Genomic DNA, 15,266 nt, shown 5'->3' on the forward strand with positions numbered 1-15,266 from the left:
GAAAAGAAAGTCATCCTTGACTCAATCCAGCCACTCTGAGGTATAATGAAAATTCAGCGTCACTTCGCTCCGACAGGTGGCCGGTTTCAATCAGAATCAGTGGCCAGATTCATCGGAATATGCATCTTGTTAACAAAACCAATTTCACATCATTCAGAATTCTCATTAACAACAAAAAGAAAATTCTGTATATAGATGAACATCCAGCTGGACATGAAGATAACGATGAAATTGATGATATAATAAACAACATCAGAGGTTCATAGATGTTAACTTTGCGAACTAACTTTCTGATAAAGATTGCCATCATTACAGTTAAAAAAATTATTTCGAATAAAATCGAAATAATATTGATACTCTTAATTAATCTTTGGATTCTTTATTCTTTATTTAAATTTCCGAATAAAAACAATTTTGGAACAATATTAATGGGTTACATATTAGTATTTGCAATTTGCTCTTCAGGAATTATAAAGCAGGAATTGCAGAAAAATACATTAGTTCCATTTATCGTATCACCCCTTTCAAAAGAAGAGATTCTATTGGGAAAATTTTTAGGTCCTTCGATTTCAATATTATTAATAATGCTTCTTAACTATGGAATATTTTCAGCCGTACAATTATTACATGGAAAACCAATTTCACCTTTGCTAAACTTAAAAGTCATTTTATATTTATATTTAATTGGATTATACTTTTTTTCTTTAGGAATATTGTTTTCAACATTTTTAAAGGGAAATAAAAATTTTATAATGTTAACAGTTCTGTCGCTGGTTTCATTTATCACTGTAATTAAAATGGGATTAGAATTTAGTATCAAAATGGAAAAATTCGCCTTAAATATAAAAGAAAAAATATTTCTTTTCTTTTTATCTTTAGGAAATCCTATTTTTTTTAAGTTTGTAGATGAAAAGAATTACCCTTTTATCATCTTATCATTAATAGCTTTATACTTAATCATTTCTCTTTATTTTATAAGAAAGATTTCTCTGGAAAATTCTCGTTAAATGATAATCACAAAATGAATGAAAATTTAAATATTCTTAAAATAGTAAAACTTAATAAAAATTACAAAACTCTTTTCAAAAAAGGATTTTCCTTGAGGGGTTTAAACTTTGAAGTGAAGAAAGGAAAGATTACAGGATTTTTAGGGCCAAATGGTGCTGGTAAAACTACTACAATTAACATAATTCTCGGTCTAATAAAAAAAGATGGTGGAGACATTAAATTATTTGACAGTAAAATTGAAAACCCAGAGGTTAGAAAAAGAATCGGTTATCTTCCTGAGAACCCTAATTTCTATGGGTTCCTTAAAGGAATTGAGATTTTAAGAATTTCTGGAAGTTTGTATTCTCTCTCAAGAGAAAAAATAGAAGAAAGAATAAAATTCTTAGAAGAAAAATTTGACCTGAAGAGGGAACTTGAGAAAAAAGTCTCAATTTATTCAAAAGGAATGTTGCAGAAAATTGCGTTTTCTGTAGCGGTGTTACATGAACCTGATCTTCTGATACTCGATGAGCCTTACAATGGTCTTGATCCCATATTAATCAACAGCGTGAGAGATTATATATTAGAACTAAAACAAGATGGTAAAACAATCTTCATAAGTTCTCATCTTCTTTCAGAGATGGAAAAAATCTGCGATGATGTAATCTTGATAAACAATGGCAAGATAATCCTTAAAGGAGAATTGAAAGATTTAAAAAACGATAAAAAATACTCCTCTCCTCATTCTCTGGAGCAAATATTCTTGGAAACTGTAAAAACTAAATATATTTAAAATCAATTATATAACGTAATTAAGTAAATCCATACTCTAAACTAAAAATAAATTTTATCTTTAAGATAGCTCCTTCTAATATTCGTTTTTTGACTCCAAGGAATAAAAAAATGAATTTCTCTAATTTATTTCAAATTAACCTTCAAAGATATTACTTTTCTTAAACCCAAGTCTAGTAATAAAATTTCTTATTCCAGAATTATTTTTAGATGAATAGAAAAGATGGGTGAGACATTTACAATCTGATGAACCAAATCCCTTTACTGGAAATGTTGAAAAACAAGTACTATCCTGAATCTTCCTAACAGCAGCACATTCATTGAACCTTCCTTTTTTTATCCATACCCCTTCAATTTCTGCTTCCTTCCGGAGGTAATCTATATGCCAGAATAATTTTTTATTTTTTCTCAAATGTCGCTTTATTCTATACTCAAGACCACCCTGCGCTGAACCAACATAAAGATACAATCCAGGTTTAAATTCTATTTCGCCCAGTTTACCTACTGAGATTTTCTTTTGCTCTTTTAATCTTATTGATAGAATATAAATTCCTTTCTCTGCTTTATTCATCTTCATTTTTTAAATCTTCTTAAAAATTTTACTAATACAAACGAATTAAATAAATTGAAATGGAGGGCATGGCTTTAGCCTTGCATTAAGCAACACCCGAATCAACCCATGAAACAAGTTCAGGGCAAGGTTTGGGGCAGGCTCTGAAGGGTTGCCCTACAAATTATTTATTGCTTTTGTATTAATTTAATATTCTATTCCCTTTAAAACATAAAAAGAATATAAAAAGAGGCGTCATACAAATTAATTGACATTTAAAATTTCAGATGGTTTATAATGAATAAGAAATTAAAAAAATCTTTTCAGGGTTTTAAAAAATAATAAGTTTTTTCCATTCAGGGGAGTGAATCAATTTAAAAATTTCTTCTATATCTTGATCGAGCATTCTATCTTTTTCAATAAAAGGAACTTTTTTTCTTATCATTTTTAAAATTTTTTCTATTAGAGGAGATGATTTCAAAGGCTTTCTTAAATCAAGAGCCTGGGAAGCGCAGAGTAATTCTATAGAAATTATTCTTTCAGTATTTTCTAAAATTTTCATTGCTTTTCTTGCTGAAGTAACACCCATGCTCACGTGGTCTTCCTGATCAGCAGATATAGGAATGTTATCCACTGAGGCAGGATGTGAAAGAGTTCTATTTTCTGATGCCAGTGATGCTGCTGTGACATGAGTTAACATCAGTCCTGATTCAAGTCCAGGGTTTTTCGAAAGAAATGCAGGTAATCCTTCGTTTAAGTTTGGGTTCATGAGCCTTTCGATTCTTCTTTCAGAAATATTTCCAAGTTCTGTAAGAGCAATTCCCATAAAATCAGAAACTAAAGCTATGGGTTCTCCGTGAAAATTTCCTCCTGAAAGAATCTCTCCTTCATCTGAGAATATCAAAGGATTTTCAGTGGCAGAGTTTATTTCAATTTCGAGTATGCCTCTTATGAACTTCAGTGTTTCTCTTATCGCCCCATGAACTTGAGGCATGCACCTGAGGCTATAACTATCCTGAATTTTAAGTTTTCCCCTGTGAGAATTCCATAATTCAGAGTCTTCGATAAATTTTTTAATTCTTGAAGCACTGAGTTTCTGTCCTTCGTATGGTCTTACATTATGAATTTTTTCATCAAAAGGATCTATTGAACCTTTTAACGCATCAAGCGTCATAGCTCCTGCTAAATCTGCAGTGTCTATCAGCCTTTCCGTTCTTAACAATGAAAGGGAAGCGATGGCAGTCATTGTCTGAGTTCCATTTATCAATGCTATTCCTTCCTTTGCTTCAAGTGTAAGAGGGCTGAGGCCTGCATTTTTAAATATTTCTTTTGATGGAAGTAATTTTCCTTTATAGTAGGCTTTGCCTTCTCCTATAATAACAGAAGCTAAATGGGAAAGAGGTGCTAAATCTCCGCTTGCTCCTACAGAGCCTTGCGAAGGGATAAAAGGATGTATTCTTTCATTCAACAATTTTATTAAAAATTCGACTAACTCGACTCGAACGCCGGAGTATCCTTTTGCGAGAACATTTGCTCTGAGAAGCATCATTGCTCTAACTATGTCTTCTGAAAATGGTTCTCCCACACCTGTGCAATGGCTTCTTATCATGTTCATTTGAAGGTTGCTTAAATCTTTGTCTTTAATATCTATATCTGAAAGACTACCAAAGCCTGTGTTTACTCCATAGATTCTCTTTCCTTGTTTTAAAAGTTTTTTTAGAAGAGCTCTGCTTTTTTGGATTTTAGTTTTGGACCGTGAAGATAGTTCAACTTCTGAAAGTTTATAAGCTACGCTCTCTATCTCATCTAATTTAAGATTATCTCCATCGATTACAATTTTTCCCATCGGTTTATCTATTATCTATTCAATCTCTAATTCAAGGCCTTTAGTAATGGAAAGAGCAATGTTGCAGAAGAAAGCGCCTATTAATCCTTCGATAAATCCTATTATAAAAACTCCTACTGGAATAAATACCATCAATAGTAATCCAATAATAGGAGATATCGAGAATTTAGCAGCTTGAGAGAGAAATGGATACGAGATAAGACTTAAAAGGAATACAAAAAACCCTACAACAGTTCCAATAATTCCCAAGCATGTTCCATAGAAAAGCCCGATCGAAACATATCCAATTTTTTTAATCCTTTTTAACGTCATAACTTCCTCCCTGGAGTAGATGTGATTTTATAAATTCAACTAACTTCTTTACTCTAAATATTGTCTTTTCTTTCCCAATCAATTCAAGTACTTCAAAAAGACTGGGACTGACTCTTTTTCCTGTTACAGCTACTCTTGTTGCATGAATTAAAGAAGCAGCCTTAATTTTTTCTTTCTCTGAAAATTCACGAAAAACTTTTTCTACTTCAGAAGCCGTAAAGGTTTCAATTTTCTCAAGATGAGCTGTCAGTTTTTCTAAGTATTTATCCAAATCAGGAAATTTTAAATGTTTTTCCACTGCTTCAGGTTCATAGTATATAAAATCTGATATGATAGGTTTTGTATTTATCGCCAATTCTTTGATTGTTCTGGCTCTTTCTTTAAATAAATCAATAACTTTCAAAATCCATTTTTTTCCTGATGAATAAAATTCCTTCTTTGAAATGGATTCTTTTTCCAGAAAATCCATATATGTGTCAAAAAGTTTTCTACTTGAGGTATTCGAAATTACTTTTGAGTTGATCCATTCAAGTTTATTTAGATCAAAAACCGGGCTTCCATGGCTGACTTTTTCTATGGAGAATTTCTTTATCAATTCTCTTGTTGTGAAAAAATCTTTTTCCTCACCAGGTGACCAGCTCAGTTGTGCAAGGAAATTCAACATTGCAAGGGGTAAATACCCTTCTTCTTTAAAATTCAAAATAGAGGTTACCCCATGTCTTTTTGAAAGTTTTTTCCTGTCCGGGCCGAGTATCAAAGGAAGATGGGCAAATTGAGGAACCGGGAATTTAAAAGCCTCGTAAAGGAGGATTTGTTTTGGGGTATTTGAGAGATGGTCATCTCCCCTTATTACATGGGTAATTCCCATATTCCAGTCATCGAGAACTACTGATAGATGGTATGTTGGAATTTCATCAGCTCTAAGAAGTACAAAATCTTCAATATTTCGATTATCAAATTCTATATCTTTGTGGACAAGGTCAAACCATTTTGTTTTTCCTTTCGGAACGAGAAATCTGATTGCTCTTTTTCTTTCCTTTTCATAAAAAGTTTTTTCTTCTTCCGTGAGATGAAGACATCTTCTGTCATATTTCCATGCGCCACCTTCTCTTTCAAATTCTTTTTTACGCTTTTCTATTTCTTCAGGGAGGCAATAACAATAGTATGCCTTTCCCATCTTTATCAATTCTTCAGCCCATTTTTTATAAAACTCAATTCTTTTTGACTGATATAAAGGCTCTTCATCCCAATCGATTCCAAGCCATCTTAGACCTTCAAGAATTCCAGATATCATTTCTTCAGAAGATCTTTCAAAATCAGTATCTTCTATCCGGAGAAGAAATTTTCCTCGTTTATTTCTTGCGAACAACCAGTTAAACACAGCAGTTCGCGCACCTCCCACATGAAGATAACCTGTGGGCGATGGAGCAAATCTCACTTTAATTTCCATCTGTTTGAATTTTATATTTTTAAGATTAATAAATCAATTGAGTTCGAGCAATTTGAGAAGAGCTTTAACTATTCTCAAAGAAAATTTGTAATTGAAAAAAGAAAGCAACTTCTGTATATTTAAAATTTAATAAAAAAACAAAACGGGTAAAAAGTTTAAAGTGGAAAAGGATAAAGGTGGATTGATTCAATGGGTTGAACTGGATGTAGCTTCCTTAAAACATAATATAGATGAATTCAGAAGGTTGGTTGGTAAGAATGTAGAAATATGCGGCGTTGTAAAAGCAAATGCTTATGGCCATGGGTTACTTGAAATATCGAAATTCTTAGAAGGAAACGGAATAGATTGGTTTGGTGTCAACTGCTTGGAAGAAGCTTCATGCCTGAGAAGAAATAAAGTTGAGCTTCCGATTATTATTCTTGGATACGTTCCACCCGTTGATTTGAAAGAGGTTTCAGAAAATAATTTTAGAATCACCCTATACAATGAAGAAGTAATTGAAGAGCTTGGAAATGTTTCATCTGAAATAAATAAGAAAATTTTTATTCATTTAAAGCTTGAAACCGGAACTAATCGGCAGGGCATAAGAAAAGAAAATCTTGGGGATTTTGTAAAAAAAATAAAAAAACATAAAAATTTATACATAGAGGGAGTTTCAACTCATTTTGCAAATATTGAAGATACTACAGACCATACATATGCAATGGAACAGCTTGAACGATTTAGAGAAATGGCAAAAATTGTCCACAGGAATACTGAAAATACATTGATGAAACATACTGCCTGTACAGCAGCAACAATTCTTTTTCCAAAAACTTATTTTAACATGGTCAGAGTTGGAATCGGTTTATACGGATTATGGCCTTCGAGAGAAACTCTTCTCTCATCCAAACGAAATGGGAGAAGGTCTATTACCTTAAGGCCTGTTTTGGCATGGAAGACAAGAATAGCCCAGATTAAAAATGTATCAAAAGGAGAATACATAGGTTATGGATGTACTTATAAAACTACAAGAAATTCAAAGATCGCTGTAATCCCTGTTGGTTATTATGATGGATACGACAGAAAGTTGAGCAATAATTCTTATGCATTGATTAAAGGGATGAGAGCTCCGGTTAGAGGAAGGGTTGCAATGAACATGTTCATGGTTGATGTCACTGATATTCCCGGCGTGAGTCTTGAGGATGAAGTGGTGCTTCTGGGAAGGCAGGGGAATGAAGCAATTACAGCCGATTATTTAGCTTCTCTGTGTGGAACGATAAATTATGAAATTGTATCAAGGATTAATCCTTTAATTCCAAGAATTACAGTTAAATAAATAATCGAATTTACATTTGAAAAATCTGATAAATGTTCGTGAGTGCTTGAGGCTAATTTTGCTGATTTTTAAAGTTTTGTTAACCCCTGACAGAATAAATTTTTTTGGGGTTGAGTAATTTAGTTAAGTAGTATTTAATTTTATTTAATAGAAATAAAAATGCTTATTAAAGTTGAGGAGAGAGATATGAAAAGAAAGATTTTATTAATTTTATTTATGTTTTTTTGTCTTATCAATTATAAAATAATCTCAAAAGATGAAGATTATTTAGGAGACATTGAAAAGAATATCTCAGATATAAAAGATAAAATAATAAATTTTAGAAGAGAAATGCATTCTGACCCGGAACTTTCTAACAGAGAATTCAGAACTATGGAAAGAGTGGCCGGATATCTGACTTCGATCGGGATAAAATATACAAAAGGAATTGCAAATACAGGGGTGGTAGCTCTAATCGAGGGGAAATTTCATGGCAAAACTGTGGCGATAAGAGGGGATATGGATGCGCTCCCAATCCAGGAAGAAAATGACCTGCCATTTAAATCAAAAAATCCTAACGTAATGCATGCCTGCGGTCATGACATTCACACTTCTGTTGCTCTTGGAACTGTGGAGGTTCTCAATAGAATGAAAAACAGAATTAAAGGAAATGTCAAAATAATTTTTCAGCCGGCTGAAGAGGGTGCTCCAGAGGGAGAAGAAGGCGGAGCTGATTTAATGGTAAAACAAGGTGTTCTTGATAATCCAAGACCTGAAGCAATTTTTGCCCTTCATGTAAACCCTGATTTAGAGACTGGAAAAATTGGTTTTACTCCTGGTTCTGCAATGGCAAACTCCGATGGATTTGAAATCATAATATATGGTAAAAAATCGCATGGAGCATATCCTCATTTGGGAATAGATGCAATCTATATCTCAGCTCAATTTATCACCAGCATTCAGGCAATAATAAGCAGAGAATTAGACATTCTGGATCCATCTGCGGTAACCGTCGGAATTATAGAAGGTGGGGTTAGATCTAACATAATAGCAGATAGGGTGAAAATGATAGGGACTATAAGAACCTTGAGCAAGAAGCACAGGCAAAAGGTTCCAGAATTAATTGAGAGAATATTGAAAGGCGTAACTGAAAGTTATGGAGGAACTTATAAATTCAATTATAGAGAAGGAGTGCCTATGCTTTACAACAATCCTGAACTTACAGAGTGGGCTGCAGGAATTGCCAGAAATATCATCGGCGAAAAAAATGTTATCCAGCTAAAACCTCAACTTGGAGCTGAGGATTTTTCATTTTTTGCCCAGAAAATACCCGGGGTTTTATTCTGGCTGGGTGTGAGAAATGAAAAAAAAGGTTACATTTATCCCCTCCATACTTCAAAATTTATTGCGGAGGAAGATTCCATCTTTATAGGAATTAAATTAATGAGTAATTTTGTTATTAATTATCTCAAGAAAAAATAAGATTTAAATATTTATAAATAAACAGAATAAGTGAAAAAAATAATTTTAAATATTAGACTTCTCCTTCCATTAATATTATTAATTTTTTTACCCGTGATGAGAGCTTTCTATCTTATAAAGGATGATTTTTATGAAAGATTGCTAAACATTATTTTTATGATAGCTTTTATGTATATTCTTTTGTTGGCAGGAATATTTCGATCAAGCTTATCCAAAATAACAGAAAAGCTTTATTTAAAATGGACTTTTCAGTCATCGAGAAAGAAATTTCTTATATTATTTTTATTTTCACTGATTGTTTACTTTATTCTGGGTTTATTCTTTACGATAAATAATCCTTATCTTTCAGGCGATGAACCTCACTATTTAATTATAGCACACAGTATTTTGAAAGATTTTGATTTTAACCTGGATAATAATTATACAAATAAAGACTATCTTCATTATCATCCAATTGAGCTCGATCATCATGGGCTTCGTGGAAAAAATGGAGGTCTTTACTCTTTTCATTTTGCAGGACTTCCAATTCTTATGATTCCAGTTTATGCAGTCTCTTTGCTTTTGAAAAATAGATTCTGGGTCGTTTTTTTATTTAGAGCTTGGATTTCAGTATTTGCTCTGTTATTGGGATGGCAGGTTTATAGATTTCTTAAACTTAAAAATTTTTCTGAGAAAATCTGTTTATCGATTTATTTTATATTTATATTGACTACTCCAGTTGTATTTCATTCATTCCATATCTATCCTGAGATTGTCGCAGCTTTTTTTATAGTTTTTCTGTTAAATCAAAGAGAGGGATTATTAAGAGAAAGCTACGATCTTGGTTTAGAAAATAATGCTGGAAAAAATTTATGGAAAAAAAATTTTGAGTTTATCTTTATGGGTCTGTCATTTGGGTTTATTTTATGGCTTCATCAGAAATATTATTTAATTTGTTTACCTTTATTTTTATTGTTGTTTATCCCTCTTCTAAAGAGCTCTGACCGACTGAAAAAGTCATTTTTATTTTTATTCCCAATATTTATTTCTTTATTTCTTTTTTTTGGGTATATTTATTTAAATTATGGAGTTGTATCTCCTTTTTCAGTCAACCCTGGAGTTTTAAGTCAATTAATAATTCTACCATCCTTTAAAAAATATTTAATCCCCTGGATAGAAAGTTTGTTAAGTTATTTTCTATGCCAGAGAGAAGGGTTTTTATTTTATGCTCCTTTCTATTTTTTATCTTTTTTCGGATTGAAAGAATTATGGAGAGAGAATAAGAAGGAATTACTTAGCTGGTTATTTATATCATTTCCTTATTTGTTATTTCTGGCTTATTTAACACAAAGGGGAGGGTATTCACCATTTACGAGACAGATTATTGCAATTTTCTGGATATTTCCGTTTGGATTAGCGTATTTTCTCAGGGAAACTAAGGATACTGCATTAGGAAAAATGTTTTATATATTGCTGATAATTTCCGTAATCGAAGAGATATTACTTTTTAAATATCCATTGTTTATTTATCAGCCAACGACTTCAGGTTATAAGGAAAGAGCAGGCGTACTTTTCGAATATTTGAGTAATTTATACATATATCTTCCAAAATTTTTGCCATCGTTCATAAAGGTGCCTAATTTAGGATATACGCCAAATTATCTATGGATTGGAATCTTAGCTTTAGCTTTTATTCTATATCCAATCATTAAAAAACTTAAAGGGAAAAAGCTTGCTTATGTATTATCAGGTATGTGTATTATTGGATATTTAGGTATATTTGTTATTTTCCCTCAGATAAGTGTAACAAGGCCTATTACCTACAGGTATCAAAAAAATCTTGTGACTTTTTTTTCGTTGAATAGACATTTCAATCAAGTTGATAAAGGACATTATTTTCTAATGAGGGATGGCATTTATAACATTCCATTCTATACACGGAGGAAACTGGATTATCTTGAATTGAAGTATTATTCAGAGAATAAATTTAAAGTTTCTATAAATCTTTTTGACTCGAATTTAATTGATGAGGTCTCCCTAGGAAATATTGTTAAAGTAAAAAAACCTGAATTTTATAGATATAAGTCAAATTATCTTTATTTCATAAAATTAAAAATTGAAAACCTAAATGAAGATATAGATGTTTTTCCTCCATTTCATATAGAAATTAAATTCAATTCCTCAGTTAATTTAAATTAAAGGATCAGCCATCTTCTGAGCGATATATCTCGAGGAGCATCTAAATATCAAAGAAACATTAAATTTCGAATAATGAATATGAATATATAGGAGAGCGAGCAAACAATTATTACAAAAATATTTTACTTTCTGACCTTTTTTAATTTTAATTGAAATAAAGAAAATTTTGATTCAAAATTAAATTATGATAACTGGAAGATATGAGCTTAAATCTGATTTTAGACCACGAGGAGATCAGGAAAAAGCTATAAAGTTTCTTTCAGCTAGGGTAAGAAAAGGAGTTAAATGTCAAACTTTACTTGGTGTAACCGGCTCTGGAAAGACATTTACCATAGCGAATGTAATCGAGAGAGTGCAGAAACCCGTTCTTGTTATTTCCCATAATAAAACACTCGCAGCGCAGCTTTATCAGGAGTTCAGGAGGTTTTTTCCAGAGAATGCAGTTGAATATTTTGTAAGCTATTATGATTTTTACCAGCCAGAGGCATATATTCCTTCAACTGATACTTATATTGCCAAAGAAGCAATCATAAACGATGAAATTGATAGAATGAGACTTGCAGCAACTCGATCAATTTTCGAAAGAAGAGATGTTATTGTGGTTGCGTCTGTTTCGTGTATCTATGGGATTGGCTCTCCTGATACTTACTTTGGAATGTTCTTACCAATCGAATTAGGCGTAAGAATTAAGAGAAAAGAATTGATGGAGAGGTTGGTGGAAATTCAGTATGAGAGGTCAGAGTATGAGTTGAAGAGGGGAACATTTAGGCCCAGAGGTGATACAGTAGAAGTATTTCCAGCTTATGATGATTATGCTTACAGGATTGAACTTTTTGGGGATGAAGTAGACGGTCTTTATTTAATTGATAACATAACTGGAAAGATTATCGATAGAAGAGATAGAATCGTAATTTATCCTAAATCATATTTTGTAACTCCAAAACCTCTTCTTTTTGAGGCTCTGGAAGCAATTGAGGAGGAACTTGAGGAAAGATTAAAATTTTTCAGAAGTCAGGGTAAATTCCTTGAAGCCCAGAGGCTCGAAGAAAGAACAAGGTTTGACATCGAAATGATGCGAGAATTTGGATACTGTCATGGAATAGAAAACTACTCAAGACACTTAAGCGGAAGAAGAGAGGGAGAACCTCCTTTTACATTGGTGGATTATTTTCCTCCAGATTTTCTGATTATCATAGATGAAAGTCATCAAACGATACCACAGCTTCGGGGGATGTATGAAGGGGATAGATCCAGAAAACTTACTCTTACTGAACATGGATTTAGACTTCCATCTGCCCTTGATAACAGACCTTTAAAATTTGATGAATTTGAACAGAAAATAAATCAGGTCATCTTTGTATCAGCTACTCCAGGCCCATATGAATTTGAAAAAGCAAAGGAAAACGTTGTCGAACAGATTATCAGACCTACAGGACTTATGGATCCCTCAGTTGAAGTGAGGCAGATAAAAAATCAGATGGATAATCTTATAGATGAGATTAGAAAAAGAGTTTACAGAAATGAAAGAACCCTGATAACAACTCTTACGAAGAACATGGCAGAAAAACTTTCTGATTATTTGATCGAGAAGGGAATGAGAGCAAAATATTTGCATTCAGATATTGAAACTCTTGAAAGAGTTAAAATTTTAAAGGCTTTGAGAAAGGGAGAGTTTGACGTTCTTGTTGGTATAAACCTTCTTCGAGAGGGACTTGACCTCCCTGAAGTTTCACTTGTAGCGATTCTTGATGCGGATAAAGAGGGGTTTCTGAGGTCTACAACTTCATTAATTCAGACATTTGGAAGAGCTGCAAGAAACCTAAATGGAAAAGCGATTCTCTATGCAGATTATGTTACAGATTCAATGAAAGATGCAATCGAAGAAACAAACAGGAGAAGAAAGGTTCAGGAAGAATACAATATCAAACATGGTATCACACCAGAGACGATTGTAAAATCAATCGATGAATTTGCAGGCTCACCATATGAGAGAGATTATTTTGATTATACAGGTGTTTCAGAGGAGAAAGAAATTTATTTTTCAGAAGAAGAGAGGAAGAAGAGGATTGAAAAACTTGAAAAGGAGATGAAAGAAGCATCCGAGAATTTGGAATTTGAGAAAGCAGCTGCCATAAGGGATGAAATAAAGAGATTGAAAAGAATACAGATTGATATTTTAGAGAGATGAAGGTTAGCCTCGGTAAGGTTGTAAGAAAACTTCCAAATAAACCCGGTGTTTATATTTTTAAGAATAAGAGGGAAGAAATTATTTATATTGGAAAAGCTAAATCTTTGAAAGACAGGGTTAAATCTTATTTTACTCTTTATAGGTCTGATAAAAGGTCAAGTTTCATCTTGGATGAAATTGATGATGTGAATTATGTTGTAACAGATTCAGAGAGGGATGCTTTTTTCCTTGAAAATAACCTCGTTAGAGAACATCAGCCAAAATTTAACGTAAAATTGAAGGATGACAAAAGCTATCCCTACATAAAAATGACTTATCAGGAAGATTTTCCAGGTGCTTATTATGTGAGGAAAGTAGAAGACGATGGTTCGATTTATTTCGGACCCTTTGCTCCTGCTTCTACAGCTAAAAATACCATGAGAATATTGAGCAAATGGTTTAAAGTCAGGCAGTGCGATGAAAAAATTGATTTTAAAAGGAAAAGGCCTTGTCTGGATTATTTTGTCTCCCAGTGCTCCGCTCCCTGTACTGGTTTTATCTCCAGGGATGAATACAGGGAAACCATTGAAGAGGCATTACTGTTTTTAAAAGGAAGGGATCAGGAGCTCATCAAAATTCTCAAAGAAAAGATGGAAAACTTTGCTTCAGAAGAAAAATTTGAAAGAGCAGCCCAATTGAGAGATCTCATTTTTGCAGTGGAATCATTGAAAAGAAGACCTTTATTCTCTTCCACAGAGCTGGAAGATCAAGATATTTTTGGATACTATCGAGAAGATGGTTATGTATCTTTAATTTTATTTTTAATGAGAAAAGGAAAAATTGTAGATAGAAAAGAATTTATTTTTGAAAACATTGCAGCTGAAAATGATCCCGAGATTATTTCTTCTTTTGTCATCCAGTTTTATCGAGAATTTATGAATTTCCCTGAAAAAATTCTCCTTCCATTTTATCCGGAAAATTTAAGTTACATAAAAGACTTTTTAAAGGAAATATTTCATAGAAATGTCGAAATTATCATTCCAAGAAGTGGAAACAAACTGAATATGATAAAAATAGCAAATCAGAATGCCAGAATCTCGTTAGAAAATAAATTTTTGTTAACAGGAAAAGATAATTTAGAGGAGGTTAAAAAGATAGTAGGGATTTCAAAAATACCGTTGAGGATAGAAGGATTTGATGTATCCCATATATCCGGAAAGGAAACAGTTGGATCTATGGTATCTTTTTTTGAGGGCGAACCTGACAAAAAAAATTACAGAAAATTTATCATAAAATACGTTGAAGGGATTGATGATTTTTATTCTATCTATGAAATAGTAAAAAGGAGGTATAAGAGATTAATCGATGAAAATGCTAAATTTCCTGATTTAGTAGTAATAGATGGAGGAAAAGCTCAGTTGAATGCTGCAAAAAAAGCTTTGAAAGAGCTTGGAATTGAAGACATTCCTGTAATTTCAATTGCTAAAGGCGAAGAGATTATTTATTCTGATTTGAAAAAGGATGGGATAAAACTCGAGAGTATATCAAATTTTTTAAAGCTTATTCAGAGAGTGAGAGATGAAGCCCACAGATTCGCCGTAACCTTCCATAGGAAGAGAAGGGAGAAATGATATTCGGAATAGGAATCGACCAGGTGGAAATTGATAGAATAAGGAATGCTTGTGAATCGAACAAGAGGTTTCAGGAGAGAATCTATACAGATTGCGAACTTAAATACTGTTTGTCGAAAAAAAATCCCTACCCTCATTTGGCAGCAAGGTTTGCAGCAAAAGAAGCTCTTTTTAAAGCTCTTGGAAGAAGAATTGTCTGGAAGGATGTGGAAGTGTTAAAGGAAGACTCTGGAAAACCATATTTTAAGTTTAAAAATCCTTTTGATTTTGAGTTAATCTCCAACATATCCTTATCCCACGACACAAAATTTGCCTCAGCAATTGTAATACTTGAGGTTAAATAGGAACCCCTTAAAAGAGGTCAACCATCCCCTTCGCTCAGATCTCCTCGCATCAAAATCTATGCTCGTTCGTTCAAATAATCTCCTATCACTCAGACTCTTATCCTCTCTTATCTTCTATATTCTCTCTCGCTCCCGTTCGTTATATTATTTCTCTTTCGATAGAATAAATATAGAAGATTATTCTCACTCACTTCGCAGATTTTTAGATGCTCGTCGATATATCGCTCAGA

13 protein-coding genes are annotated in these 15,266 nt (G+C 32.7%); 9 read left to right on the forward strand and 4 right to left on the reverse strand.

The features are described 5' to 3' along the window. Positions 1–45: 45 nt before the first annotated feature. The 3 genes from AB1410_08625 (at position 46) to AB1410_08635 (ending at position 1,780) form a co-directional block, all read left to right on the forward strand. Positions 46–195, forward strand: a complete 150-nt coding sequence (locus AB1410_08625) for a hypothetical protein (protein MEW6456757.1) — start codon at positions 46–48, stop codon at positions 193–195. Positions 196–266: 71 nt separating this feature from the next. Further along, complete coding sequence (locus AB1410_08630; GenBank protein ID MEW6456758.1) at positions 267–1,007, forward strand: ABC transporter permease subunit; 741 nt, start codon at positions 267–269, stop codon at positions 1,005–1,007. A 14-nt stretch (positions 1,008–1,021) separates the two neighbouring features. After that, positions 1,022–1,780, forward strand: coding sequence for an ABC transporter ATP-binding protein (locus tag AB1410_08635; protein ID MEW6456759.1), 759 nt, complete (start codon positions 1,022–1,024; stop codon positions 1,778–1,780). Positions 1,781–1,915: 135 nt separating this feature from the next. Here the strand turns inward: AB1410_08635 and AB1410_08640 are convergent, their stop codons facing one another. The 4 genes from AB1410_08640 to gltX form a co-directional block, all read right to left on the reverse strand. Then, positions 1,916–2,356, reverse strand: coding sequence for a GIY-YIG nuclease family protein (locus tag AB1410_08640; GenBank protein MEW6456760.1), 441 nt, complete (start codon positions 2,354–2,356; stop codon positions 1,916–1,918). A 304-nt stretch (positions 2,357–2,660) separates the two neighbouring features. Further along, positions 2,661–4,175, reverse strand: coding sequence for a histidine ammonia-lyase (gene hutH / locus AB1410_08645; GenBank protein MEW6456761.1), 1,515 nt, complete (start codon positions 4,173–4,175; stop codon positions 2,661–2,663). A gap of 15 nt (positions 4,176–4,190) precedes the next feature. Further along, on the reverse strand, positions 4,191–4,487 hold the full coding sequence (locus tag AB1410_08650; protein MEW6456762.1) for a hypothetical protein: 297 nt from the start codon (positions 4,485–4,487) through the stop codon (positions 4,191–4,193). Beyond that, positions 4,468–5,937, reverse strand: coding sequence for a glutamate--tRNA ligase (gltX, locus tag AB1410_08655; protein ID MEW6456763.1), 1,470 nt, complete (start codon positions 5,935–5,937; stop codon positions 4,468–4,470). Before gltX ends, AB1410_08650 begins: the two co-directional genes overlap by 20 nt. A 160-nt stretch (positions 5,938–6,097) precedes the next feature. Between gltX and alr the strand changes: the two genes are divergently transcribed. From alr to acpS, 6 genes are all read left to right on the forward strand, one after another. Continuing rightward, complete coding sequence (gene alr / locus AB1410_08660) at positions 6,098–7,255, forward strand: alanine racemase (protein ID MEW6456764.1); 1,158 nt, start codon at positions 6,098–6,100, stop codon at positions 7,253–7,255. A gap of 186 nt (positions 7,256–7,441) precedes the next feature. Continuing rightward, entirely contained in the window at positions 7,442–8,716 is a 1,275-nt protein-coding gene (locus tag AB1410_08665; GenBank protein MEW6456765.1) for a M20 family metallopeptidase, read from the forward strand. A 30-nt stretch (positions 8,717–8,746) separates the two neighbouring features. Further along, positions 8,747–10,894: a hypothetical protein gene (locus AB1410_08670; GenBank protein ID MEW6456766.1), complete on the forward strand. Its 2,148-nt coding sequence runs from the start codon at positions 8,747–8,749 to the stop codon at positions 10,892–10,894. 184 nt (positions 10,895–11,078) lie between these two features. Beyond that, complete coding sequence (uvrB, locus tag AB1410_08675) at positions 11,079–13,082, forward strand: excinuclease ABC subunit UvrB (GenBank protein MEW6456767.1); 2,004 nt, start codon at positions 11,079–11,081, stop codon at positions 13,080–13,082. Continuing rightward, a complete protein-coding gene (gene uvrC, locus AB1410_08680) occupies positions 13,079–14,692 on the forward strand; it encodes an excinuclease ABC subunit UvrC (GenBank protein MEW6456768.1) in 1,614 nt (537 codons plus the stop codon). Before uvrB ends, uvrC begins: the two co-directional genes overlap by 4 nt. Next, positions 14,689–15,036, forward strand: a complete 348-nt coding sequence (gene acpS, locus AB1410_08685) for a holo-ACP synthase (GenBank protein ID MEW6456769.1) — start codon at positions 14,689–14,691, stop codon at positions 15,034–15,036. Before uvrC ends, acpS begins: the two co-directional genes overlap by 4 nt. Positions 15,037–15,266 lie beyond the last annotated feature (230 nt).

It is taken from the genome of Acidobacteriota bacterium (assembly GCA_040756905.1).
Lineage (GTDB): Bacteria > Acidobacteriota > Aminicenantia > JBFLYD01 > JBFLYD01 > JBFLYD01.